Genomic DNA, 25410 nt, shown 5'->3' with positions numbered 1-25410 from the left:
AAAAATTACTTATCAAAGAAAATAAAGCTGGGTGATAATATGGCTTATTTTGTTGTTCAAGTTCAAACTAATTTTGAAAAATATGTGTTAAGTGTTTTAACGGATCTGTTGCTAAAGAAAAAAATTAATATTGTGAGTAGTATATATGCAATAGATACAAAAGTTGACTTCCAAAAAACTATAAACCTTGATAATGACAATATTCGTGAGTATCTTAAACAATCAAGGATTAGAAACTATTTAAGTAATATGAGATATGCATACTATCAATTAAATACCAATGATGAAAAAAATCAAACATTAAAAGAAGCTTATAAACAACAAATAAAAGAGCTAAACAAAGAAATTAGTAAATATCCAACTACTAGAAATAATAAAGAAACGCCTTTTATTCGTGGTTATATCATCATAGAAGTTAAAGGCGATTTTGAAAAAATACCATCAGACTTATATCACGATATAAAAAGCATACCTAAAGTTGTTTCAATCCCAAATAAATATAATGTTCCAGAAGAAGAAATAAAGTTCTATTTCGATAACATTACAGAAGAAATAGCTTATTAAATGGCGACTGACAAAAGTTTAAGAAAGGGGATTAACTTTATGAATGGAACTGAACTTCTTGAAAGAGAACAAGGCATAATTAAGGTAATTAAATATAAAAAAGATAATTTCATGATTGGTATACTCCAAAAACAAAATGGTGAAGATATAACATTCAAAGGTAATATTTTTGGCATTGAAAAGAATGAAGAAATAATTTTTAAAGGGAAATGGACTGAACACATCAAATATGGTAAGCAATTCGAAGTAACTAAATGGGAAAGACCAATCCCAAAAACCAAAGAAAAAATCATTTCTTATTTATCTTCTCCCTTTATTAAGGGTTGTGGTGAAAAACAGGCAATTCGAATTGTTAATGAACTTGGTGAAAATGCAATTGAAATCATTATGAAAGAGAAAGAAGAAGCTTTGCTAGGAATTAAAGGGATCGGTAAGAAGAAAGCAATAACCATAGCTCATAGTGTTGTGCAGACTTACGAATTACAAAATATAGTTTCTGAGTTAAGTGAATATGGAATTGATCCAGAGTTTGTAATTAAAGTTTATAAAAAGAAGGGGGCAGAAACCCTAGAATTACTTAAAAGAAATCCTTATGAGCTTACTAAAATGAAGCTTATATCGTTCCCAAAAGTTGATGAAGCTGAAAAGAAATTAGTTTTAATTGGACAACAGGCTGCTATGAATATTGCAATTGATAATAATAAAATTGTTCAGAGAAATACACAGTTAAAAGAACGTTTAGATCTAATGTTAATTGAGAATAAAAAGAAGTTATTAAATATATAATATATTAAACAATCAATAAATCTATTGTTTTGATGTTTTTATATATATTGTTTTAAATGTTTTAATAGATTTAATGTTTTAGAGTGTCTATATTAGTTGATAGATTAGTATTTTTTAATAATTAAAAGTACATTTACGGTTATTAATCGTACGTTTATGGTTAATAACCGTACTTTTTTGGTTATTAATCGTACTTTTTTGGTTTGCTAAAACGTACATTTATGGTTGATAACCGTACTTATCTGGTTAAAGGCGTACTTTTTTGGTTATAACCGTACAATTTTGGTGTCTGAAGTACATTTATGGTTAAAAGCGTACTTTTTGGGTTATTTATTTCAGTCGTTTTTAAAAATAAGTGCTGAAAATATTAAAAGTACGTTAAAAAAAACATGTACTTTTGCATATTTTCTCGATATAGTAGAGATAGAATTTAAAAACTTGGTAAAAAAAGCGTTTCAGTAACCAAAAAAGTACGGTTTATGATTAACGGAATACCGAAGTATTATGAGGGATAATTATGACAGATAATAAAAATCAAAAGAGCATTGAAACAATGAGTAATTTTGTGGTTACGAAATCTAATAAATTGATTCAGGCAAATTATAAGTTATCAGTTGTAGAACAAAAAATTGTTTTATTCTTGGTAAGTAAAATTAGAAAAGAAGATGAGGATTTCAAAACTTATACTTTATCTGTGAAAGAGTTCTGTGATTTATTAGGTTATAAAGGTACGCCTAAGTATTCTGAGCTACGCATGATTACAAAGAAGTTATTGAGTAAAGTCCTTGAAATTTGGGAAGATGATAAACTTAAACAAATGGGCTGGATCTCCTATGTAGAGTATAATCAAAGTGAAGGAAGTATTTCTTTATCATTTGATCCAAGATTAAAACCTTATCTTTTACAATTGAAAAAGGAATTCACTAGTTATAAATTAAAAAATGTCATGCAACTTAAAAGTTCATATTCAATAAGGCTTTATGAAATTTTAAAGCAATGGCAAACTGTTAAAAAAACGGAAATCCCTTTGGAAAAGTTAAGAAAGTTATTGGGTGTTGAAAATAAATATAATGAATATCACAACTTTAAGAAACGTGTTTTAAAAATAGCAATGAAAGAAATAAATCAAAACACCGATATAACATTTGATTTTGAAGAAATTAAAAAGGGGAGAAAAGTAGTTAGTCTCCGTTTCTATATTAAGACGGAGACTGTTCCTAACGTTCCAGAAGAACCTCCTAAAGAACCAATTGAGGAACAAACAGAAGAGGATAGGTGGTTTGAATCATTATTTATAGAGATCCAAAATTTATTAAAAGATTATAACATTAAGGATGAAATGACAGAAACTACTCTTAGAAGATGGGTAAGTCAAGCAGAAAATCATTGGGGAGAAGGTACTACTAAGTTCGTTAAAATACGAAACCTTTTCAAAAAATCTTTAGAAAATAAAGAGATAGATAACCCTATTGGTTTTGTTACATACATGATTAAAAATGGAAAAGAAGATATTTCTCGATCATCAGGAAATTCTAATCAAAAAGATATTCTACCTTCGTGGTGGGAAAAATATAAAAAAGAGAGAAATGCTAGATTATAAATCTAGTAAAAATTTAAGTAGTTATGTTATAATTTATGTAACAGAATTCAGTTATGAAATATATAAATAAAAAACCTACTGACTGGCGATCAGTAGGTTAGAAAAGAGTTCCTTATTCTTTGATCTGTTTGGCGACTGACAAAGAATAAGAAAGGTTAATAAAACATTAATATTAAGTTAATATTATAATACCACAAAAAAGGCAAAATTAAAATGTATTCATAACACTTTTTTAGTTTTTGTGCTGTTTTTTTCTGGAATTTTGCACTCTTAAATAGTGGTATCTAGAAAATAACTATAATTAACTTATTACCTCTTATCCTTTCTTATTCCTTATTGCCAAAAATTCAGGTCAATTTAAGGAATGAGTTTGAGATAGGAGGTTTTATTATATATGAATGAAGCTCTTAAAACTGTTCCAAAATCAATAGGTCTACATACAAAGGATATATTAAAGGATTGGACAGACCTATGGTTTAATGAGAATAAAAAAACCGGTTATATAGCAACTACTTATAACTTCAAAAGGCATTTATTTTTCGGTTATAACGATATTGATAAATTAAAAGAATTCACTGAAAATCAATACAAACGTTTTATTAGTGTAAATGCTTTTGATGTAGATTGGGCAAATAAAGATTTTTCGAGATCAAGCGAATATTTAAAGCAAATTAGAAATATAGGAATAGATATCGATCAATATAAAAACAATTATTCCATTGATGAAGCCCTAGATGAAATTCAATCTATGATTTTATCAAATATCATACCTGAACCAAATTTAGTATTAAAAAGCAGGGGAATACAACTCTTTTATTCCATTGACAAAGGAGCAAGTCCTGAAATGGATTGGTTGGTATCCTATATTACTGAACAATTAATAAGTAAATTGCATTTTTTAGGTGCTGATTATAATTGTAAGGATCTTAGCAGGGTTATGCGTGTTCCTAATAGTATAAATGAAAGGAATAACGCTAAAATAAAAGCTGAGATTTGGAACAATGAAGCATACACTTTAAGAGAACTTCAAGAGTATTGCAGACCACTAGAAATATTTGAAACTAGAAGAAAAAAGAAGTTTATGTCCATATCTAGTACCAATAGTGACATTGGTATTCGAATTATGAGATTTTATCGCACTAATAATGCTAGAATATCAGATTTAAGAAAATTAATTGAAATAAGAAAAGGAAATCTAACTAATTGCAGAAACGTCTTTATATATGTTCTTGCTTATCATCAATCACTTGTTTTAAACACTAAAGCAGACGTTTTAAGAAGCGTTATGCATGAAATCAAAGATGTATATACTACAGAAAAGAAAGCTGAAAGAATGACAAAATCATGGATTGAAAAAACAGTCAAAAGTGCTTATGATGATGCTAAAGAATTCTTTCAGTTATTAAGTGATAATGCTTTTATAATGATCTATCGTAACAAAGACAATATTAAAAGACCGTATAAAAATAGTAACTTAATAAAGAAACTCAATATAACAGAACATGAACAACGCCAACTAAGAAGTATAAGAAATTCAAATATTGCTAAAGAACAACATGCTAAATACATGAGAGAAAAACGACTTAAAGATGGTACACATAAAATGAATAGGGAAGATTATGAAAAAAATAGACAGCAAAAAAAAGAAGTATTGTTCAATCAAGTTGTGGAATTAAAAGGAAAAGGATATAAGCAAAAAGAAATTGCTGAAGAACTTAGTATTTCTAAAGGTCGTGTCTCTCAAATATTAAAGAAGTTTAATGGTGCGTGAAGTTAAACACTTTATTAAATGGTTATTTATCGTATCTTTACCTATAACTATACAAAGTTTAATGGTACGTGAGTTTAAACACTTTTTTATATTGTTTCATGTGAATCCCTGACATAACTGTTCAAGTGTAATTATTAATGTATTCATGTATAATGGTGTTATACGTATTATCCTTTTGGGAGTGATACAAGTGAGCAAGGTAATTCCTATTAAGAATAAATCATATCAAGTAGATCACTGTGCTGGTTGTAAAAAGAAAATACCTTTAGATGAACGTTATCATGAGGTTAAACTACCATATAGTGATTACAATAAACATATTGCCTTATGTAAAAAGTGTTACAATATTGCAATCAATCATGGAGTCGATTTTCAGATAAAATGATTGTAGGAGCTATGGAGAATATATTCCATAGCTCTTTTTAGTTACGCTGGTATTTTATGAAATAAGGATCTTTAGTTGTTCCAGATTCTATATAAAAATACCATTTCTTTAAATCAACTTTTCTCTTTGCTTGATAGATAGTTTGAATTTCATCTAGTGATGGATAATTTTTGGTGTCTTTATTATTTAGTTTATTTGTTATAGATTCAGAAACCTCTATTTCCTCATCTTTAAAAATAATTGTTTCCTCATCATTTATAATTTCAATGTGTTCTGGCTTAAAAATAATGTGGTAATGCTTATCAATAAAATCATTAGCAAATAACATGATTTCAGGTTCAATATGTAATTTATTATCGCAGTATGGGCAATTATAATGTTCAAAAAATAATTCATAGAGTTCATGAATCGTATAAGCTGTGTGAACAGTAATAGGTGTTCGCAGCAGTCCTTCACTATTTATAGTGTAACCCCTTTTTTTCTTCACTTTTTTAAAACATGATTTACAGCCAATTACTAATCTTGATTCCATAATTTCACCTTCTTATAAAAAAATTAAAAAATATAACAGTAAACTGTTGCATTTTATATTCTTATTTTGTATAATCAAATTATCCGATATAACTGTAAACAGTTATAAACGGAGAAGCCATTACACTTATACTTTTAAACACGTTTTCTTTGTAAACATTTGTTTTAAAACCACTATGGAAGGTGAAGAACTTTCCATGCCTCTATGATAATTTTAGGGGCTAAAAATCTAATGAGGGAAAACTCCCTTTAATTTAGAAATGAAAGTCATAGGTAGTCTGTCTGTTCTTATTTCAGATCAGATTGCTTTTGGCTTTCATTTTTATTTAAGAAAAAAGATTTATTGTATTTGTTTTAGCATAAAAAGGTTAAATTTTCAATTTAAGAAAGGAGATAAAAAATGAGTGAAGTAGAAACTATTGCTGTTGATGTGGGTTATGGATTTGTAAAGGCTGTTTCTTCTAATGGTAACAAGGTATTGTTTCCTTCCGTTGTAGGTTCAGGAAGAGATCGTGGTTTAGCAAATTTCATTGAACAAAATGAAGGTGGAGAGAACGGATTAGACTTATCTGAAATCCATATAAAGATTGATGGTAAGCATTATTATGTGGGTGAAATGGCATTAAAAAATTCAAGTGATGCAACTCGTATTTTTGAACGTGAAAGATATAATCACGAATACTCAAAGATTTTAATGAATGTCGCGATCCAACTAGTTACTAAACCTTCTACTAAAGAAGTTACTTTATTTACTGGTTTACCTTTAGATTATTTCCGAACCCAACATAAAGACTTTAAAGCTAAATTACTTGAAGAAAGCCCTGTTATCGAATGGATTAATGGATTAAACAATGTCCAAAGTAGAAAAATTTCTATTTCTGATGTGGGCGTATTTCCACAAGGTATGTCTGCTGTTTGGTCAACATTAATGAACCATGAGGGAAAGACATTCAAAAGTGATGTTATGGAAAAAGGTAATCAAATAGGGATTATTGATATTGGTTTTAGAACAACAGATATTTGTGTCGTTGAAATGAAAGGTGAAGGTGCATTTACTCCCTTACTCCAGTTCTCTGAAACGGTAGATCAAGGTGTAGTTAATTTATATGAGAATATCAAAATTGCGTATCAAAATAAGACAGGTGGATCTGACTTATCAGAAAGTAAAATCGATCGAATTTTAGAAAGACAATCAATTACCTATCGAGGTCAAAAAATAGATTTGTCGAATGAGGTTGAACAATCTTATAAAGCTGTTGTTAATAGTATCATTGATCGAATTAATAAGCTCTGGAAAGAAGAAGGAGACACATTTGATTACATTTTTGTTGTAGGTGGGGGTGGTTCACTGTTTTTAGACCATCTACAATCACATTTTAATCATAGATTAGAAACTATTGTCTCAAGTCAATTCGCTAATGCAATTGGTTATTACAGAATCGGAAAAATGCTATATAGCAATGACTTAGTGAGCAAAGTCGCAACCTAAAGCTAGGTGATGATATTGGCGGTAAAAGACGTATATTCAATCAGGATTACAAAAGATGATGATGATATAAGAAAATATTTAGAACAATTTCCAGAGAAAAAGCAAAACAAGGCTTTAAAATCACTTTTGAAATATGGGGCTGATAGGTTGCAGGAGGATTATATTTATAACCAGGCAATTCATGAATTAAATCAGTCCGTAAAAAAATTTCAAGATAAACAAGAAGAAAAGCTAGAAGAAATAAAAGACCTTTTAAGTAATATAAAGTCCTCTGATGTTAGCAATATATCAAAGGACAAAGAAGATGATAATGCTTCATTAAATGTTGATAAAGCTCGTAAATCAATGCAGGAAGCCTTATCTATGTTTACAGGGTGAGGATAAATGAAGTTCATAAATCAAATAATTGGTTTGGGTATTGTACTATTTTTATTTTTTACTTTTTCTAATTTCAACAGCATTGATGATATTGTTCAGTCCATAAGTGGTTCTAATGCAAGTCAAGTAGAAAAAGTTAGTGAAAATGAAGATACCAACCTAGAAAAAGCAATTGTTAATAGAGTTATTGATGGTGACACCATTGAGGTTGAATTTTCAGGCGGAGAAATAGAAACGATACGTTTTTTATTAGTTGATACTCCTGAAACAGTAAAACCTGATACACCAGAGCAGCCTTTTGGTAAAGAAGCTAGTGATTACGTTAAAAAAACACTTATCAAGGATACTGTAGTTGAAATTGAAAGAGGAATTGATGAAAGAGATAAGTATGATCGGTTACTAGCTTATGTTTTTAAAGATGGAAAGAACATTAATAAAGAATTGTTGAGTCTAGGTCTTGCAAGAGTTGCTTTTGTTTATGAACCAAATACGAAATACCTAGATGAATTTAAGAAAGCTGAACAAGAAGCAAAAGAAAAAGAATTAGGTATATGGTCGATTGATGGATATGTAACAGAAAAAGGATTTAATTTTCCATAAGAAAGGAGTTTTAAAAGGTGTTTATTACTGCTACCTATAAGGTTCGAGCAGATGAACATGATTTTCCGTTTGTAGGTCAGGTATTAGAGGGCGAGTATGAAGGTGTTAAGGTATCAACAGTTGTTAAAGAAATTCAAAAGATGAAATGGTTAAACCCTGATTGGAAAGAAAAGCAACAAGTTCCTATTTTAATTATTCAATTGCTAGTTCAGATTGATGAAGAACAATTTGCTCGTCAAAAACGCAAACAGAAAATGCTAACCGAAAACAAATTAGTCATTTTTGATGGTGGAAGCACCAATGAGGATCTCAAATTAGATGATGATAAAGAGTAAGAGGTGATGTTTAATGTTTCGCATGATTATCGGTACTATTTTAGGGATTTTTCTAATTGCGATTATAGGAAATATAGTTCTTGAAACATTCCCTCAATTACAGCCTTTGTGGGAAGAATTTAAAGATATAGTGGTAGGACTATATGAATCTTCTAAAGTCAAATACGGAAGTTTAGCAACTGTCGCAATTATTTTTGCTATCATTATTCTTTTTGGAACAAGTGGCAAACGACTTTAATTAAAGAAAGTAGGTGCTAAAGTGAAGTTTTTGAAAAAAAACAAGAAGAAAGCATTGAAGAAAAATACTCCCAAAAAGATATCTACGTTTAAAAGGTATTATCTAAAATTCCAAAAGTGGCAAGAAGGCGAGAAAGAGAAAAAAGAAATGAAAAAGAGAGACATTAATTACTCTGTTAAGCCAAAAGGCTATTTTGCTAGAAAAATTGGAGTAATTTTTTTCTGGAGTTTATTTTTGTTCATGTTTTTAGTAGTTATAGTCACTTTATTTAGTGGTGGTGATGATAGTAATGCAGATGAATTATTACAAGTTGAGAATAACCAAGCTACATCACCAGAAGCTATTCAGTTTGCTGAGAACTTCTTAAAAGATTACTTTACATGGACTGCAACGAATGACGGTAAAGATCAAAGAAAAGAATTAATGATTAAATACGTTGCAGAAGGAATTAGAAACCATTCAGGGTTAAGCATTCCAAATATGGATTGGAATTCTACTTTTAAGAACGCTGAATTAAAGAGAATAACTGAAAAAGGAACTAATCTTGCGTATCTTACATTTTTAGTAGAGTACGAATACGTAGAAGTAAAAGAAGATAAAAAAAAGGATAAGCCAGAGAAGAAAAAAATTCAAAAATATATAGATGTGCCAATAGCATTTGATGGACATTCTTATGGAGTATATGAGTTACCTAAATTCTCCTATGTCTATGAAGATGAGACAACAGTAAAAGAAGTTAAGTATGACAGGATGAATCAAGCAGAGTCAGAAGCTACAAATAGTATCCAAGAATTTTTGCCAACGTTCTTTAAGACATATGCAGAAGATGAAAAAGATAAATTGAATTTTATGATTACTGACGACAATGTAACTGATGGTCTAAATGGAACAATGCGTTTTGATAAGGTTGAAAATTCAAAGATATACAAAGGTCAAGCTGATAATCAGTTTATTGTTTTTGCAGAAGTTAAGTTGATCGATCCTGAAACTGAAACAAAGTTTAATGTTACTCACCAATTAGAATTAGTTAAACAAGAAGATAGGTTTTTAGTTTCAGGTATGAATAATTACGACAATAAGGGGGTGATCTCCAGCATAGAGGATGACAGTAATGATTCAAGTGAAGAAGTAATAGATGGGGATACAGAGAACGGAGAAGATGATAGTACACCTGAACAAGAAAATGAAAATTAATTGAATGGGGGATTATAATCGATGGATATTAGTTTACAAGGTTTATATCAATGGATACAAGAACAAGCAAAGTATGGTTTATTTATTGTTCTAATCTTTCTAGTATTATACTTCGCTGCTAAGCGTGCTTGGATTGGTATGGTTGGCTGTATTATCGGATTAGCAGGAGTGGGTATTTTTATTCTAAATCCAGATATCATCAGTGAAGTAGCTACATGGTTCGGAGAAAAATTGAATATGAGCTAATAATAATTTGAGAGGGAGAGGGGATAAAAATGGAGAATGGTAACAAAAATAGAGTTAAGCTTTTAGTTCTGAACGATTTTTTAAAGTTTGATAGAAAAATCTATCAGTTGTTTGGGCTATCATTAGGCAGACCAATTAAGTTAAAAACAGTTTTATATTTTATCGTAATTCTAGTAATAGAATTGGTGATTTATTTTACTCCTATAATTGGTGGGCTTATTAATTGGTTACCATTTATCTATCTTCTCCTTTTACCAGGTTTGTTAGCATATTTACTTTCAGGTGTAAGAACGGAAGGGCGTACTCCTTTAGCCTTTTTCCGTTCTCTGTTTTTATATAACCTTAGAAAGTTAAAGAAAGTAACATACCGTAGGGGAAGGGAAGTTGCTAAGCCAACAAATTATCGATTTGAAGGCTATGCAACAATCATATTTGCAGAAGATAGAACAGAGTTTGAACCTAAAAAAGTTAAATTTAAAAATAAGGCAAAAGTACGTATATCAAAATATATGGATAAAGAGTTATTAAAACGCATGGATTATAAAATTAATCAATGAAAGGAGAATACTCATGAAAACAGCAGTTTTAGATTTTCCAATTAGACACATTGATGGGAACTTAGTCTTTAGTAAAGATGGACAAGTGACAGCCTATTTTCAAGTATCAGGATTTAATTATGATTTTTTGGATCATGACGACAAATTTGCACCTTTTCAATCTCAATTAGCTTTCTTATTCAATAATAAAACGGATTTACATTATTTACTTGAACCATTTCCAACAAATGTTGATGAAATACTTAATAATACTATGGAAGATATTCAAATGAGAAAATACCCTCTATTAAAGAATGGTGTTCAATTTTTAGAGGCAACTAAGAAAGTCTTATCTAATCGAAAAAAAGGTAATGAAACAAGTGAATATCTCCAATTTATTGGAGTACAGTTGAATCCCGATAGAACAAAGTATAAAGAAGATAATGTTGGTTTAGGTGCTTTACAAGGAATAAAAGAGGTTTGGAAAGGGATCAATGCACAAGTTAATCGTGCTAATGGATTATTCCCTAATGATATTCTCGAAAGCGAAATTAGAATGTGGCATGATCAATCAGACATGATTATGGAGAGTTTACGTTCAGCATTTAACTGCACTATTAGACCAATAGAAACAGCAGAAACGGTATATTTGATTGAAAAAGAATGGTCTGTAACACAATCAAATTCTGATATACAAATAAGAAGAAAATTCAGTTCCGGTTTAAATGTTGAAGGAATAGATGATGAAGGAAACATTCATAAAGCAATTAGACCTGTAACAAAGTCTTTTCTTGATGTACAGGATACTGATATTGAAGAAGATACACCACGTTCTTTGAAGTTTACCAAGATTGTTGATGATGAAATCAAGGACTTACATGTTAAATATATGGTTGTATCAGATATGGAAACTGAGAATTACTTTCCTAACTTTGAATGGCTCTATAACATTCAATCTAAGATGAACTTTCCTGTGAGTGTATCAATTAGAGCTTATTATCAATCTAACGAACGCATAACTAAACGTCTTTCAAATAAAGTTCTAGAGTTTGATGATCAACGTTCAGAAGCAAAAAAAGCAGGGGCAAGAACAGATTTAAGTACAGATTTATCGGAAAAGGGAGCAATTCAAGCAGAAAGTTATTTTGCCAAGACTGGACAACCAGCCTATCATTGTTCATTAGTTTTTAAAATTACAGCTAGTTCACGTAAAGAACTTGAAACTCGTTATAAAACTTTTAAAAATGAACTAACTAAATACGGAATTAAAGTTGTGTGTCCGTATGGAGAGCAAATGAATTTAATGATGGAAAAGATATTGGGAAGTCGGCAAATTAATAATGATTACAAAATTGAAAGTGACGCAGGTATTTTAGCAGGAATGATGTTTGGTGCAACTACTAATATCGGTGACAATCGTGGCTTTTATATTGGATATACAGAACGCTTACGCAGACCTGTATTTATTCAACCAGACCTTGCTGCTAAATCGTTTGAAGGTCTTGGAAATATCGAGGATAGTATCTCAGCTATTGTTGCAGGTGCAACAGGAAAAGGTAAATCCGTTTTTATGAACCTATTTACCTATCTATCAGTCCTTACAGGTAGTCAAGCATTAATTATTGATCCAAAAGGAGATCGTAAGGAGTGGAAAGCTCTACCTATGATTCCAGAAGAATATATTTCTATTTGGACATTAGGAGAAAGCAATAAAGACGCAGGGTGTCTTGATCCATTCCGAACAAGTGTAGATTTAGATGAAGGTAAAGCAATTGCTTTAGATATTCTTTCATATCTCACAAACTCTAGCATTAAAGACATTGAATATACACTATTAAGTGAAGCGATTGAACATGTTGCTGACACAGAAAATGATCCATGTATTGGGGCTGTAATTAGTTATTTAGAGAATTTATTTGATAATAGACCTAAAAGTATGTCTGATAAGCGATATGTAGCATTAGAAGGATTAAAAGATAGTTTGCTAACACTTAAACGTCAATCCTTATCTGTTTTATTATTTGGTGAAGTCGGGCAGGATTATCGAAACTTAAAAGTTGATAAGCCTTTACAAGTGTTAATGGTGCAAAACTTAAACTTGCCAGATGTTAATACTCGTAATATTAGACCATCACAGCAAATATCAGAAGCTATTTTAATTTCAATTACGGCTTTTACTAAACAATATATGTTTACGCAAGACAGAGGTGTTCACAAGATTATTTTACAAGATGAAGCAAGTTCAATTGACCGTTCACCTGTTGGTAGAGAGCTAATGGACTTTATTATCCGTAAAGGTCGTTATTACAATACTACTTTATTAAAAGGCTCACAAAATGCAACAGATCATGGCGATGATGTCGCGAACGTCGGTATGAAATTTTCTTTTGGTTTAAGAACAAAGAAGGAAGCTCTGGAAATGCTAGAGTTTTTAAATCTTCCACAAACACAAGGAAATGTAAACAAAATACGTCAAATGACGAAGGGAAAATGTTTATTCCAAGATATTTATGGTCGAACAGCTGTAATTCAAATTGATCCATTATTTAATGATTTATTAGAAGCGTTCGATTCCTCTACTTCGACAGACGAAGAAAGAGAAAGAGAGAAACAAAGAAGAGAAGGAATTGGAAACGAAACTAATTCTAAAGAACAAGATCAAAGTCAATATGAACAAAATTATGAAGATGAAGATGAAGAAGAAAATAACTTTGATAAAGATGAAACAAAAGAAGTAGAGTATGTTTCGTAATTTCAGTCATTTAAGGAAAGGAGTAAGAACATTGAAAAAAGTATTATTAGTATTTGGTTCTCTAACATTTATAGTGTTATTGTCTGTTGCTTGCCAACAGCAACAGATGATAGCACCTGCCGATTATGAAGATTACAACACAGTAATGGAAGATTACTTTTTAGCTTACGTTGAAGAAGACTTGTATACAATGAAGCAATATCTTCCTGAAGATATTATTGAACAAAATATAGGTCTTAAACAAGCAGAGGAAGGTGATGGGGCAAAAAAGCCTGATATGAAAGAAAATATGGGGGTGAATTACTCTATAAAAGGTTTTGATTATTTCCACGAGGATTATGATGAAATCTACTATTCTATTGAATATTACAACTATAAAAGAGATGGGAAAGAATCTCTGGTATTTGGTGTAAAAAAAGAAAATGATGATTATAAAGTTTTTAGTGCATTTGGTCATGGTGGTATAGGTGGTAGCCATGTAACAGATTTTAATAATGGAGATTACTTTAATCCTTCAAATATTAAGGAAGTCATGAGTGAAAACCCTGATAATACATTCGTCGTTAAGGAATATCCCGAAGGTTAAGGGGTGAATATATGTGAAACTGTTCAAGAAAACTATTGTAGCATTGCTTTCAGTCCTCGTTTTATTTATCGCAACAGGAAGTCAAGTAGTATCGGCTAGTACACCACAAGATGAAATATTTAAGGTAACATATGGAGATTATCAAGACGAAAATGTCTTTTATCATATAGATTATATTGATCCTACAGAATTAGAAGATGAAGGATTCTGGGATAAGTTTAAAATATTTTCTAATCTAAAAGATGGTGTAGTCGGTTTTTTCTATAACTTACTTCATGAAATATTTGTAGCTTTACCATTCTTTATGATGAAAACAGCCACAACAGCTATGATATGGCTGTTTAATAAAATATATGAGGTTAATTTTGTTGACGCTATTGTCGGAGAAATTGCTTCCTCAATCCAGTCAATTGCTGGTATATCAGGTTCAAGCTTTAGCTCTAGTGGTTTATTTGGTGGTTTTTTAGGAATAATCACCATAACTATAGCTTTATACACTCTTTATCAGTTTGCTGTAAAGAGAGCTTCAATTTCAGCTTTTAGTGGCTTATTAAAGTCATTGATTGCCTTAGTTTTAGCCCTGGTGTTCTTTAGTAACTATACGACACTTGTTACAGGTCTGAATAAGCTTTCTGTTGAAGCTTCTGGAATGATTGTTTCAGGAGGAATTGATGTAAATAGTGATGGAAATATTACTGATAGTTCTGCACAAGATGAAATGAATACAACTCTTTGGAATACATTTGTCCATCAACCATATTTAATGTTGCAGTATGGAACAATGGATCAGAGTGCTATTGGTAATGATCGAGTTAAAGATTTAATGACTAAAAAACCAGATTCAGAAGAACGATATAATTTAGTTAAAGAAGAAATTCTTGATAATGGAAACGATATGATGACAAGAGACAAAATGTTTGAAAGATGGGGAATCTTAATGATTGCAGGAATGGCAAACGCATTTAACTCACTACCTGTCTTATTGTTAGCATTTGCCTTGTTATTCTTCCAGTTTTGGTTTACAGCTATGGCGATGGTTGCCCCATTTGCATTTATTTGGAGTGCATTTCCTAACCAATTCGGAGTATTAGCTAGGTATTTACTAGAGTTAATTACTCCATTGGTTCTAAAGTTAGCAGTATCAGTTCTTGCTTTGGTTGTATTCTCTTTAACTAGCGTTATATCGAATGTGGCTATGACTACATTAAATGAACAAGGTTTATTAGCTTACATTTTTGTAGTATTTATTCAAGGTATATTGTTCTTTACGATATTCCTATTAAGAAAACGTATATTAAATATCTTTTCAATGGGTTCAAAGCAACTACAATACATCAGAGAGGGTATGTCTAATACTTTTGTTCAACCTGCTAAAAAAGGAATTCAAGGAACAACAACAGCAGTTGGAACAGTTGCAGGTGCAGTTGTAGGAGGACCACAAGGTGCTTTAATTGGTTCTAGTATAGGTTCTAGTGTAGGACAAACAATGACAGGTGATAAATCGTTAGGTGACGCTGGTCGTGATGTTGCTCTAAATTACTCTATGCATGAAAACATGCAACATAGACAAAAACTATCTGATTTAAACGAGCAAAATGAAGAATATAGTAAAGATAATGTAATGTCTCAAACTCACCAAAAAAATGAAGATACTACAAGCAACAATACTCATGACCTTTCTAATGAACATATATCAAATGAAACGAACTCAATAGGAGATAGCGAGTACGTAAATAACAATTATGAAGAAGAACTTAATAATTCAGTTCAAAGTGATAGAGATTATGAACAATCAGGTAATGAAGATAAAGAGGATTTGGATTTAAATAATTTGGAAGAAGTAAACTCACAAATGTCTGTTGGAAATGATCAAGTGAATAATCCATCAGAAGAAAATGTTAATAATCCAAAACCACAACAATCTATGAATCAAATTGATACATCAAGTAGTTCAGTTCATTCTCCATCAGTTGAACAACAAGAAGATAAAGCAACAAACCCTGTTTATTCTCCAACAATTGAACAGCAAGGAGAAGCAGAAGGAAATCCAGTTCAATCTATACCAGTTGAACACGTAAATACAGAATCAGATCCAATTCATAATACACCTGTACAATCAGGAAACGCAGAATCAAATCCAGTTCGTACTACACCTGTACAATCAGGAAATACAAAATCAAATCCAGTTAACTCACAATCAGTTAATGCAGGTCAAACAGGAAGTAATCCAGTTGGTTCACAACAGTCAAAAGGAAAATCCAATAATGTTACATCAAGTAACTTAGATAGTTTAGGGAATTTTGTAGATGAAGGCTGGAATGACAAACCTGTAGAAATTAATGAAGATAAAAAATTTGAGTTAGATGATTTTATTGATAACAACGATATAGATACTAACATTAGTGATTATGAGGTTGGTGAATAAGGTGATTAATAGATTAAGTGAAAGAGGAAAGAGGATTGTATTTAATGGCATAATCGTTTTCGCGATTATGCTTTTTATAATTGGTTTTATGTTAGGTAAACAAGAAGAAAGTAATAGTGCAAATGAAGAAGAAACACATTCAGAAACATCTTATGACGGTTTTTCTTATACAGAATTGCAAGGTTCTGAAAATGATAATATTCAGAACGATAGTCATGAAGCAGAAAATAATGAACCTATGGATGATTATGAAATGGAAGATCCTGAATCTGATTTTGATAAAAATGTAGAAAGAGAAGTTAGGGTTTTAGAAGATTATTTCACAAATGAAGAAGTAGAAGAAGCAAAAGAAGTAGCAATTCAGTTTGTAGAAAACTATTATTCATTTAATGGGGAAATACCTTTAGAAAATATCGAAAATGCAATGGAATACGTTTCTGAAGATTTACAAGAAACCATAAAAGCAAAAGTAATAAGACCAACAGCAGATTATTACAAACGAGAAACGATAAGCATTGAGGTTTATGAACCATATAATCCTTCTAGTGAAGATATGGAATTAAGTGTTCGGGTTAAAGGGGAAGTTTTTAATATGGAAGGTGATGTAACTAAAGAAGAAACGATAGATTATCATTTAAAATTAATTCCATTTGAAGATACATTCAGGGTTAATGAAATGTCTTATGATAATTTAAGTTAAGGAGTTAATGCGTATGAGTGGACTAGCTGAACAATCAATGCATACAGATAATATGCCTGATAAAGAATCACAAGGTAATCCAATAAAAAAAGCAGGAAAAATTAAAAAGTATCTTTTAATCGGTGGTATTGTTTTATCACCGTTTTTCTTATTCATTTGTATTGGGGTTTTCATAATTATCATGGGTATGGTAGTGGTTCTTGAAGTTGATGATGAAACTTCACTTTCTGAATATGGAGCTGAGGAAATACCAGCAGAATATATCCCTATTTACCAAGAAGCAGGAGAAGAATTTGGTGTTGATTGGTTAATTCTTGCTTCTATCCATAGAATTGAAACGCACTTTTCAACTCTAGATCCAATGGTTAGTCCAGTTGGTGCTATTGGACACACACAGTTTATGCCTTGTACATGGATAGGGTGGGGATATCCAGCCTGTCAAAGCTCTTCATTAGGAAATGCAAATATTCCCGATTCTGCTTTAACTTCTCCTTCTTTAATCGCACAATACGGTGGTTATGGTGTTGATGGGAATGGAAACGGAAAGGCAGATCCATTTGAAATAGAAGATAGTATTTATGCCACTGCTAAATATATATCAGCTAACATGAATGGAGAAGGTGAGGAAGCCTTAAAAAGTGCAATATTTGCTTATAACAATGCAGATTGGTACGTTGAAGAAGTTTTACATTATTACAGTCTTTATGCAGATGGATATGATGGTGTAGAAGTTGTTGCAGAAATAAAAGGGGATAAAGCTTGGGTAGTGCCTTTCACAAAGAATATAACATCTTCATTTGGTACAAGAACAGATCCAGTTGATGGTACAACTAAACAACATAATGGAATTGATATAGCAGCAGGTGGTGTTCATGGAAAGCCTGTAGTCGCTTATGCAGATGGTGAAGTTGTTTATTCACAATTTAATAGTGGTGGTTATGGCTACTTAGTTATAATCCAACATGAAAATAACGTAAAAACATATTATGGACATTTGCAACGTCAGGGAATACCTGTTGGAACAAAGGTAAAGGCTGGGCAGGTTATTGGAAATGTAGGAAGTACAGGAAAATCAACAGGTTCTCATTTACATTTTGAAGTAAGAGTTAATGATAATCCTGTAAATCCATTACCTTATTTAAGTGATTTCTTGAAATAGAAACAGAGTGTAAACATAAATAAACCCTTATAAATAAAGGCTTTCAGCTAATAACTAAGAAAAAAAGTAAACGAAGCACGCTTTAATATGTAAACAATTAAAAATCTACCAATAACACCGATTTAGAGCATTTTAAACTTGAAAGTGTAAACATTCACTTTGATTATTTAATCTTATGTTCTTAAATTGTAAACTAATCATTTAAATAAAAACACTTTGAAGCTAGAAGTATTAGGGTTTAACAATGTTTACATGAAAGGGGAAATTCGGTATGAAAACGCAGTATAGCTTTAAAAATGATGATGGCAAGGTTATTCCTTTTTATAAGTTTAGTTATCAAAAGGATTTTTCTAGTGTATTAAGGGTAAGAAAAACCAAGTATAATAGGCAATATTTATTTGCTGATGGAACGTATTTACCGCAATTTATCAGTTCAGAAACAGCTAAACAATTTGATTTTAATAGTAATTACGTAGTTTTTGAAAAAGCAATGTTAATAATTGTTCATGCTTTTGCAGGTTATAACGTAATTAGCGATTTGGACAATTACACATATAAACCGTTCATAGATACGATCAGGAAATTAAAAATAATAGAAGATGATACATGGAGAGAATCTAGTATCACTAATATAGGTGTATTATCAGAAGAAGAAAAAATAGATTTGTATGTCGTTCCATTTCAGCATTATATTGACTTTCTAATTCATGAATTAAAATATATATTTACAGAAGATTTCAACATTCAATCAATTAGAGAAAAAGAAGAAATGGAAAAGTTAGCAAATGACTTTTTTTAATGATTAAATTGCATTGTTACCACTTTTTTTACCTTTTGTATGAACTTTTAAAAAGGGTAAAAATTAATAGAATTTCAATAAAACATTTTTACCATAAAGTGTACCTTAAAAATAACCTGGTGTGATTATATCAAACCATTGATAAATTAAGGTTTATTTAAACATGTAACGAATCACAATTTCCAGATTTTCAGAGAACAGTTTTGTGTAAGCTTTCCGAAAAAGTGTAGGATAGTGTAACACAAAACAGGCATTACAGCACATGAAGAAGGGAGAGCTTAAATTGCTAACAATGGACTATGATATAAAAGTATCGGACAAAGAATTAAGTATTATGCAAGACTTATATAACTATCGTGTAATGACAACAGAACAGATTAGAAAACGTCACTTTAATAATTCAGGTACTTATGTAAATAAAGTGCTGTGGAAAATGCGGAACAAAGGATATGTTAAATCAAATATTTTAAAGAATAGTCGCAAAAACAAAAAAGGGTATGCTTATCACCGATTGACCGAAACGGGAGTGGAGTGCTTGGTAAAGCACGATACGAGTGTTGAGGTTCAGTCCAATATATATGTTAAGCCAAAACAAGTACCATACCTTTTGATGACAAATGATTTAGTAGTTGATTTAACAAATACTGAATGGGAGATATGGGATAGTAGGAAAGTTAAAGAAGAATATAACCTTGATCAACGTATGAACATACAAGGTCTATTAATTTCTCCAGATAAAAAGCGTTATGGACTTTATGTAATGAGTAATAGATCATCACTTAAAACCATAGGTAAAATTCAATCAGAGATTAAAGCAAATGCTGATTTGCTATTGCATGATTATATAATTGTTACACAAGGGTTAGATTCGTATAAAGAGTTTATTAGTCGTGCTGTTGAAACAATCCAGAACAATGGACAAAAGAAAGAACCATTGTTGACAGGGCATGCTATTAAACTATATCCTTACAAACCGTTTATTACTAAGGCTAGTGTATATAATAGTGAAATTGACTGGATTAAAAAGATATGTAAACACTATGGATATGAATTAAAGTCTACAGCCATTCCTGAAGGAGAAAGGCAATCATTTCCCTTCATAGTAGAAGTTCAGGGAAAAGAATACTATCTCGTTGATCTAACTGATTCTGATTTACAGAAGTACAATGATATTGAAGTCTATTGTAACTCACAGGCCAGTAGACACTGGGAAAAAAGAGATATTATTGCAGTTGCTTTTAGTATTCCAACGAAAACAAATCAAAGAATAGATGAGTTACATGGTGTTAATTTCAAAACAATCACAAACGCTGAATTAAGAGATATTTGTTCACTCTCGGCATAAAAATTCTGTCACCTTCACCGATTGTGAACAATTTCACAAACAAACAATATATATCGAGATAAAGGAGATATGGGTATGATTGACGCAAATAAAGATTACGGTAAACTACATTTAATTTTAGATTTAGTAGAGAGAAATGATATAAGACACGAACTTGATGAGAAATTCACCAAAGACGAACAAAATAAAATTTTTGAAATGTTCAAAGGTATTGTTGCAGATGAAATACATTTTGTTATGAATGTGCTGGAAAATGAGAAGCAACAGATCACCAAAACTAATAATCCAGGTACGAAGCATTAATGAAGTTAATATAAAACACGTTTTGTTTTATAAATGAAAGGAGAATTGATGATACATGAGAGAAAAAAGCCTAAAAATCCAAAAATGGTTAATCATAATTCTTACAGTTCTTGCAGCTGTACTATTAATTACCACTTGGCAGGGATGGTTTCTTGTCAGCCCTTTAATTCATTTTAATTTAGCGTTGCTTTCACTTGGCTTGTATGGAATTCATATGTACCAAAAAGAGGGCAATAAAAATAAAGAAGTTTACTTGCTATCGATTACAGCAATTTATATTAATTTAGCAATCTCAACATTCATTCATAATATCTGGTCTACTGAAAAAATCTTTACCCAACAAGGGATCACCAAATTGAGTATCTTTGTATTTCTGGCAATGAGTGTCTATCTGGCAATAGCATATATACGAGCTAGAATTACTTATAAACAAGTAAAAGGGAATCAACGTCATAATGAAACATGGCACGTTACGAAGAAAGAAATAGAAGAAATGGAAAAGTCACCAGATATTTATATTAATTTAGGTAAGTACCACGAAACAACTAACGATTAACAGACAAACTCCAATCAATAGATTGGAGTATTTTTTTTAAAAAAATATACACTTTGTAACTGAATTCTGTTATAATTTTTGTATATACAACGGTTTGCTGTTAGGTATAAAGTTATGATAGAAAGGTATGAGTTTAATTATGGTGAAAACTCGAAAAATACCTGTTAATAAAATCAAAAAAGACTTTCCGAAAGGGTTACAAATTAGAATATTAGCAGTTAATTGCCCTTTCATTAGCATTCCTGTCGGAACTATCGGTAAAGTTCAACTGGTAGATGATAACGGGAGACTATATGTTTTGTTGGAAAGTGATCGAATTATAACTCTTAACGTCAATGAGGATATTATTCAGAAAGGAAGGTGAAAAACATTGAGAAACAGATTTACGATAGTTTTATTACTACTAACCATTCTATTGGTTGGGTGTGAATCTGTTGAGGGAAAAGTAGAAAACTTAACTGAACCAATGTTTGAAGAGCTAGATGATTTGCAAACAGTAAAGAAAGTAAACAATGAATAAAACAAAAGGGGTTTTGAATGATGGAATATAAAAAATATAAAGCTATTGAAGAATATTTCAAGCTTGGTGAGGTTATTGAAAAAGACTTAGAAAAGCTTAATGCACTCAATCGAATAAAGGAAGGATTAATATCTATAAAAGATATATCTTTATTACAAAAAGAATTAAGTTCTCTAGGTTGTTCTGGTAATGATTGTTTAGTTATTCAAGAACTTTATGAAGCATTAGTAGATGAAATTAATCATTTAACGGAAGCTAGAGAGGACTTAAAAGAAATTGCAGCAGGTTACAATATAGATATGAACCAAATTGTAATAGAAAAACAATTTTATGATATTGAAAAGGCGATTCAACAGTTTTAGGGAGAGGGTTTATGTTAATGGGAAATGCAAAAATAAAAAAGGATGATCATTTAATCATCAGAATTGAAAAAGATTTAAAGCAAGACTTCACATTAATTAATAAGCAAAAGAAAACGAAGAATTCTAAAAAGGTGAGAGAATGGATAGAAGATTATGTGAATAAAAACAAGGAGTATAAATAAAGGAAAAAGCCCTGTTTTATATAAACAGAGCTTTAAAAGGAAATATCTTATTCTTGATCTTCCTGATTTTCCTGTTTCTTTCGGTGCTTTTTCAGTCTTTCCTGAGGTTCTCTGTCATGAACACCTTCTATTTGATCGAAAACAGGGTGATCAAGGAAGTCTCTTGGTCTAATACCAAAGGCAAAAGCAATATTAACTAGAGTATCAAGTCTAGGTCGCTTGGATCTACCCTGCATAATTTCATTTAAAGTGGATTGTGATACTCCCGATAACTTTGAGAGTTCATATATGCTCATGTCATTTTTTTCACATAAGTCGTTTATCCTGTAAACAACAGCGTCAACCATCGAGTACATTTCTCCTTTATTCTGATTTTCGTTTTCCATTTTAGATCCTCCTTGAATACACGCACAATATACTATTAACAGTTTTTTACACAAAACAGATTAATTTTGAATATCAGTTGAATAATAGCAAATAATAAACACTCTTTATTTTAGTATAACTATAAAACGTTATATTGTACATAATAAAAATATACCAATAATCAATATAATTCCTTTATTTTTCAAGTTTTATGTGGGTTGACGATATATAAAGCTAGTAATTTTTAAAAAAATAAGAAATAAATGTATTGACAAAATTAAATTAGTCCTATATATTCTTATATATAAGATATAACAGAAAACAGTTAGGAACATTTGTTCGCTAAAATGTGTTATATTTTATAGGCATAAATACTTAGTAAGGGAGATGGGATTGAAGTGTGTTTAGTCGAATTTGGGCAATGGCTAAGAAATAAACGTGAAGAAAAGGGCTGGACACAATTACAACTCGCAAAAGAGAGTGGTGTTCCTCAAACCACGATTAGTGGTTGGGAAACTGGTAAAATCACTAATTTCCGAGTTGATGAAAGATTAGCAATGATAGCACATGTATTCTCAATGAGAGTTTGTGAACTCCCATTAGAACCTAAGCCTGACACAATTAAGGTGAATGAATTCACTACTACAAAACATCTAGAAACGTCATCAGAGAAGGAATTAGCAGTTGGGTAATTTAAATTTTATATATGGAGAAGGTGGTGGTTATGTCTAATGCTATTAAACAGACCACAGAGAGAGTTCCGTACTACGAGTTAGCTGTTATAGCTGATGGTGGAACTGTCAAAACATTTTCAAGGAAGATCTATAAAATAAGGGGGCTGGTCGCAAAGGAATTAGAAAGTAATGAAGTAATTAAGTTACCTTTAATCTATTATGAAATAAGAACAGTGCAAAACAAATACCAAGAAGTAGTGGCTAAAAGGAAAAATCCTAAAGACGAATTAAAACGTGTTTATAATTAAAAAAGTATAATGTGTGATGGTGTTGAAAACTGAATAAAAAGCACTATTTGTTAAAAGGTTGCTTAAATAATAGTGCAATAGTCCGATAAGTTTGATAGGTAAGAAACTCAAAACCTATCTGCAACCATTATAATTCGTGCTTCGTGCAGGTTGTTCGTACCAAGCCAAAAATGAACGTTTAGGAGGAATTATGATGAAGAAGAACACTATTTCTATTTTATCGGTTGGACTAGCTCTATTGCTAGTATTCAGTCCATTCACATCATCGCATGTAGAAGCAAGTGATCTAAGGAAATGTGATATGACCATTACCTCTGATAATACTTGGGGGAAATTTGCTAGACCATCAGGTGATTGTAACGAATTTTTCAAGGGATATTATGTTCCTGAAGCTAAGCAATTTGTAGTTACGGGATCATGGACAGGTGAAGTAACAAATGGTCAAAAAATTAGAACTCATTTACCTGTTGGTGATGATTATCCTGAATATGAATTAACGGTAAAGACAGTTGTAAAACAACCAAAGCCTGAACCTGAACCAGAAGAACCTAAACCTGAACCTAAACCTGAACCAAAAGAACCTGAAAAAGAAAAACCTAAAGAAACAAAGCCTAAACAACCAAAAGAAGATAACAGCAAGGATAGTAGTTCAGGAGATAATAAATCAAACAATGATAGCTCTAGTAGTAAGAAATCCAATAATAATTCTAGCAGCAGTAATTCAGGGAGCAATAGTTCAGGAAATAAAAGTAGCAATACTAATAATTCAGGAAGTAAAAAATCCGGTAATTCAGGAACAAGCAACTCAGGATCTAATTCAAGTGGAACAAACTCAACTTCTTCAAACAATAAAGGAAGCTCAAGCAACAATTCCAGTAATAACAATGAAAATGTAGTCGAAGGAGATAAAGAGTTACCTGACGCTGAAAAAGAATGGACAATTGAGGAAATGAAGGATAAAAACGCTAAAGTCATTGATGAAGATGGAAAATACTTTGTCGAAATTGATGGTGTCAAACGTGAAATTACAGAAGAACAAGCTGAAGAGCTAGGTCATGAAAAAGAATCAGACGAAGATGATGAAGAAAAAGAGGAAGATGAAGAAAAAGAAGTGGAAGAAAACAGCGAAAAAGAAAATGAGAAAGAAGCTGTTGAGGAAGAACCTAGCAAAGATCAAGATAACGACAAAGGAAATAAAACTAAAACTACAGTCATTGCTGTAGGAACAACAGGTGCTTTAGCAGGAACAATTGGTGGGATTTATTACTTCCATCCATCAGGTCGTGAAGCAATCGATAAAATCCTAAAGAAAATCCTTAATTTGTTCAAGTTTGGAAAATAATTAGGTTTTAGAATAAGCAAAAGGAAGTGTTCTTTTTCTATTAAAAGTAACGCTTCCTTTTTCTTGTCCTAAAATCAGTAGTACCAGGGCAAGTAATCCTTCCTAGTAACACAAAACAATATACTACATAACTCGGAAAGGTGGTGAAAAACGTGGGTGAAAAATCAGGTGGTCTTACAAATATGATTATTGTAGTTGTAGCTTTAGTAGCAATTTTGTTAGTTGTTGACACAGCATTTCCTGAACTGACAAAAACAGTTACAGATGATATGCAAGGTGTAGTAGAAAGCACATTCGGAAGCTACAATCCAAGTGATGGTGTCTCACCATAACAATTAATCAACAAAACATATTTTGAATTGGAGTATTTAAATAAAT

The 25410-nt window shown here is 31.1% G+C and carries 32 protein-coding genes; 30 read left to right on the top strand and 2 right to left on the bottom strand.

The window, feature by feature from the left end; all coding sequences use genetic code 11:
- Positions 1 to 39 precede the first annotated feature (39 nt).
- From GH715_RS07660 to GH715_RS07640, 5 genes are all read left to right on the top strand, one after another.
- Entirely contained in the window at positions 40 to 564 is a 525-nt protein-coding gene (locus GH715_RS07660) for a transcription termination/antitermination NusG family protein (protein ID WP_153834895.1), read from the top strand.
- 39 nt (positions 565 to 603) lie between these two features.
- Positions 604 to 1350 (top strand): helix-hairpin-helix domain-containing protein, encoded by a 747-nt coding sequence (locus GH715_RS07655; protein WP_163578528.1) that lies wholly within the window; start codon positions 604 to 606, stop codon positions 1348 to 1350.
- Positions 1351 to 1867: 517 nt separating this feature from the next.
- The gene (locus tag GH715_RS07650; protein ID WP_153834897.1) at positions 1868 to 2950 is read left to right on the top strand and encodes a replication initiation protein; all 1083 of its coding nucleotides are present in this window, start codon (positions 1868 to 1870) and stop codon (positions 2948 to 2950) included.
- A 394-nt stretch (positions 2951 to 3344) separates the two neighbouring features.
- Positions 3345 to 4721: a sigma factor-like helix-turn-helix DNA-binding protein gene (locus tag GH715_RS07645; protein ID WP_153834898.1), complete on the top strand. Its 1377-nt coding sequence runs from the start codon at positions 3345 to 3347 to the stop codon at positions 4719 to 4721.
- Positions 4722 to 4911: 190 nt separating this feature from the next.
- Positions 4912 to 5106 carry a hypothetical protein gene (locus GH715_RS07640; RefSeq protein WP_153834899.1) on the top strand — a complete coding sequence of 65 codons (195 nt, stop codon included), beginning with the start codon at positions 4912 to 4914 and terminating at the stop codon, positions 5104 to 5106.
- A 37-nt stretch (positions 5107 to 5143) separates the two neighbouring features.
- Here the strand turns inward: GH715_RS07640 and GH715_RS07635 are convergent, their stop codons facing one another.
- Positions 5144 to 5638: a hypothetical protein gene (locus tag GH715_RS07635; protein WP_153834900.1), complete on the bottom strand. Its 495-nt coding sequence runs from the start codon at positions 5636 to 5638 to the stop codon at positions 5144 to 5146.
- 399 nt (positions 5639 to 6037) lie between these two features.
- Between GH715_RS07635 and GH715_RS07630 the strand changes: the two genes are divergently transcribed.
- From GH715_RS07630 to GH715_RS07530, 21 genes are all read left to right on the top strand, one after another.
- On the top strand, positions 6038 to 7126 hold the full coding sequence (locus GH715_RS07630; protein WP_153834901.1) for a ParM/StbA family protein: 1089 nt from the start codon (positions 6038 to 6040) through the stop codon (positions 7124 to 7126).
- A 15-nt stretch (positions 7127 to 7141) separates the two neighbouring features.
- Positions 7142 to 7504 carry a hypothetical protein gene (locus GH715_RS07625; RefSeq protein WP_153834902.1) on the top strand — a complete coding sequence of 121 codons (363 nt, stop codon included), beginning with the start codon at positions 7142 to 7144 and terminating at the stop codon, positions 7502 to 7504.
- A 6-nt stretch (positions 7505 to 7510) separates the two neighbouring features.
- Positions 7511 to 8104 carry a thermonuclease family protein gene (locus tag GH715_RS07620; protein WP_153834903.1) on the top strand — a complete coding sequence of 198 codons (594 nt, stop codon included), beginning with the start codon at positions 7511 to 7513 and terminating at the stop codon, positions 8102 to 8104.
- A gap of 17 nt (positions 8105 to 8121) precedes the next feature.
- On the top strand, positions 8122 to 8439 hold the full coding sequence (locus GH715_RS07615; protein WP_153834904.1) for a hypothetical protein: 318 nt from the start codon (positions 8122 to 8124) through the stop codon (positions 8437 to 8439).
- 13 nt (positions 8440 to 8452) lie between these two features.
- Positions 8453 to 8677, top strand: coding sequence for a hypothetical protein (locus GH715_RS07610; RefSeq protein ID WP_153834905.1), 225 nt, complete (start codon positions 8453 to 8455; stop codon positions 8675 to 8677).
- Positions 8678 to 8707: 30 nt separating this feature from the next.
- Positions 8708 to 9871: a conjugal transfer protein gene (locus GH715_RS07605; protein ID WP_205601841.1), complete on the top strand. Its 1164-nt coding sequence runs from the start codon at positions 8708 to 8710 to the stop codon at positions 9869 to 9871.
- Between the two features lie 21 nt (positions 9872 to 9892).
- Complete coding sequence (locus GH715_RS07600) at positions 9893 to 10117, top strand: TcpD family membrane protein (RefSeq protein WP_153834907.1); 225 nt, start codon at positions 9893 to 9895, stop codon at positions 10115 to 10117.
- Positions 10118 to 10146: 29 nt separating this feature from the next.
- Entirely contained in the window at positions 10147 to 10674 is a 528-nt protein-coding gene (locus GH715_RS07595; RefSeq protein WP_153834908.1) for a TcpE family conjugal transfer membrane protein, read from the top strand.
- Between the two features lie 13 nt (positions 10675 to 10687).
- Positions 10688 to 13405, top strand: coding sequence for an ATP-binding protein (locus tag GH715_RS07590; RefSeq protein ID WP_153834909.1), 2718 nt, complete (start codon positions 10688 to 10690; stop codon positions 13403 to 13405).
- A gap of 31 nt (positions 13406 to 13436) precedes the next feature.
- Positions 13437 to 13991: a hypothetical protein gene (locus tag GH715_RS07585; protein ID WP_153834910.1), complete on the top strand. Its 555-nt coding sequence runs from the start codon at positions 13437 to 13439 to the stop codon at positions 13989 to 13991.
- Between the two features lie 13 nt (positions 13992 to 14004).
- Positions 14005 to 16416: a glycine zipper family protein gene (locus GH715_RS07580; protein WP_153834911.1), complete on the top strand. Its 2412-nt coding sequence runs from the start codon at positions 14005 to 14007 to the stop codon at positions 16414 to 16416.
- Positions 16409 to 17116 carry a hypothetical protein gene (locus GH715_RS07575; protein WP_205601840.1) on the top strand — a complete coding sequence of 236 codons (708 nt, stop codon included), beginning with the start codon at positions 16409 to 16411 and terminating at the stop codon, positions 17114 to 17116. Before GH715_RS07580 ends, GH715_RS07575 begins: the two co-directional genes overlap by 8 nt.
- 13 nt (positions 17117 to 17129) lie before the next feature.
- Complete coding sequence (locus GH715_RS07570; protein WP_163578527.1) at positions 17130 to 18275, top strand: peptidoglycan DD-metalloendopeptidase family protein; 1146 nt, start codon at positions 17130 to 17132, stop codon at positions 18273 to 18275.
- Positions 18276 to 18546: 271 nt separating this feature from the next.
- Positions 18547 to 19074 carry a hypothetical protein gene (locus GH715_RS07565; protein ID WP_153834913.1) on the top strand — a complete coding sequence of 176 codons (528 nt, stop codon included), beginning with the start codon at positions 18547 to 18549 and terminating at the stop codon, positions 19072 to 19074.
- A 262-nt stretch (positions 19075 to 19336) separates the two neighbouring features.
- Positions 19337 to 20419, top strand: coding sequence for a replication-relaxation family protein (locus GH715_RS07560; protein ID WP_153834914.1), 1083 nt, complete (start codon positions 19337 to 19339; stop codon positions 20417 to 20419).
- Positions 20420 to 20494: 75 nt separating this feature from the next.
- Complete coding sequence (locus GH715_RS07555) at positions 20495 to 20722, top strand: hypothetical protein (RefSeq protein ID WP_153834915.1); 228 nt, start codon at positions 20495 to 20497, stop codon at positions 20720 to 20722.
- 55 nt (positions 20723 to 20777) lie between these two features.
- On the top strand, positions 20778 to 21278 hold the full coding sequence (locus tag GH715_RS07550) for a hypothetical protein (protein ID WP_153834916.1): 501 nt from the start codon (positions 20778 to 20780) through the stop codon (positions 21276 to 21278).
- Positions 21279 to 21417: 139 nt separating this feature from the next.
- Positions 21418 to 21642: a DUF4314 domain-containing protein gene (locus GH715_RS07545; protein ID WP_163578526.1), complete on the top strand. Its 225-nt coding sequence runs from the start codon at positions 21418 to 21420 to the stop codon at positions 21640 to 21642.
- A gap of 6 nt (positions 21643 to 21648) precedes the next feature.
- Positions 21649 to 21798 carry a hypothetical protein gene (locus GH715_RS07540; RefSeq protein ID WP_153834918.1) on the top strand — a complete coding sequence of 50 codons (150 nt, stop codon included), beginning with the start codon at positions 21649 to 21651 and terminating at the stop codon, positions 21796 to 21798.
- A gap of 20 nt (positions 21799 to 21818) precedes the next feature.
- Positions 21819 to 22160 (top strand): hypothetical protein, encoded by a 342-nt coding sequence (locus GH715_RS07535; protein WP_153834919.1) that lies wholly within the window; start codon positions 21819 to 21821, stop codon positions 22158 to 22160.
- An 11-nt stretch (positions 22161 to 22171) separates the two neighbouring features.
- Positions 22172 to 22342 (top strand): hypothetical protein, encoded by a 171-nt coding sequence (locus GH715_RS07530; protein ID WP_153834920.1) that lies wholly within the window; start codon positions 22172 to 22174, stop codon positions 22340 to 22342.
- 47 nt (positions 22343 to 22389) lie between these two features.
- On the opposite strand, the gene GH715_RS07525 is transcribed toward GH715_RS07530, so the two are convergent.
- A complete protein-coding gene (locus GH715_RS07525) occupies positions 22390 to 22728 on the bottom strand; it encodes a helix-turn-helix domain-containing protein (protein WP_153834921.1) in 339 nt (112 codons plus the stop codon).
- 378 nt (positions 22729 to 23106) lie between these two features.
- Between GH715_RS07525 and GH715_RS07520 the strand changes: the two genes are divergently transcribed.
- The 4 genes from GH715_RS07520 (at position 23107) to GH715_RS07505 (ending at position 25364) form a co-directional block, all read left to right on the top strand.
- A complete protein-coding gene (locus tag GH715_RS07520) occupies positions 23107 to 23400 on the top strand; it encodes a helix-turn-helix transcriptional regulator (RefSeq protein WP_163578525.1) in 294 nt (97 codons plus the stop codon).
- A 14-nt stretch (positions 23401 to 23414) separates the two neighbouring features.
- Positions 23415 to 23690, top strand: a complete 276-nt coding sequence (locus GH715_RS07515) for a hypothetical protein (RefSeq protein ID WP_163578524.1) — start codon at positions 23415 to 23417, stop codon at positions 23688 to 23690.
- 193 nt (positions 23691 to 23883) lie between these two features.
- Positions 23884 to 25032 (top strand): hypothetical protein, encoded by a 1149-nt coding sequence (locus GH715_RS07510; RefSeq protein WP_153834923.1) that lies wholly within the window; start codon positions 23884 to 23886, stop codon positions 25030 to 25032.
- Positions 25033 to 25184: 152 nt separating this feature from the next.
- A complete protein-coding gene (locus GH715_RS07505) occupies positions 25185 to 25364 on the top strand; it encodes a hypothetical protein (RefSeq protein WP_153834924.1) in 180 nt (59 codons plus the stop codon).
- Positions 25365 to 25410: the final 46 nt, after the last annotated feature.

Source organism: Gracilibacillus thailandensis, from assembly GCF_010994055.1.
In the GTDB taxonomy this organism is placed as follows: Bacteria; Bacillota; Bacilli; order Bacillales; family Amphibacillaceae; genus Gracilibacillus; species Gracilibacillus lacisalsi.
Note: the sequence above shows the minus strand (reverse complement) of the source record. Positions and strands in the feature narration are given on the sequence as shown.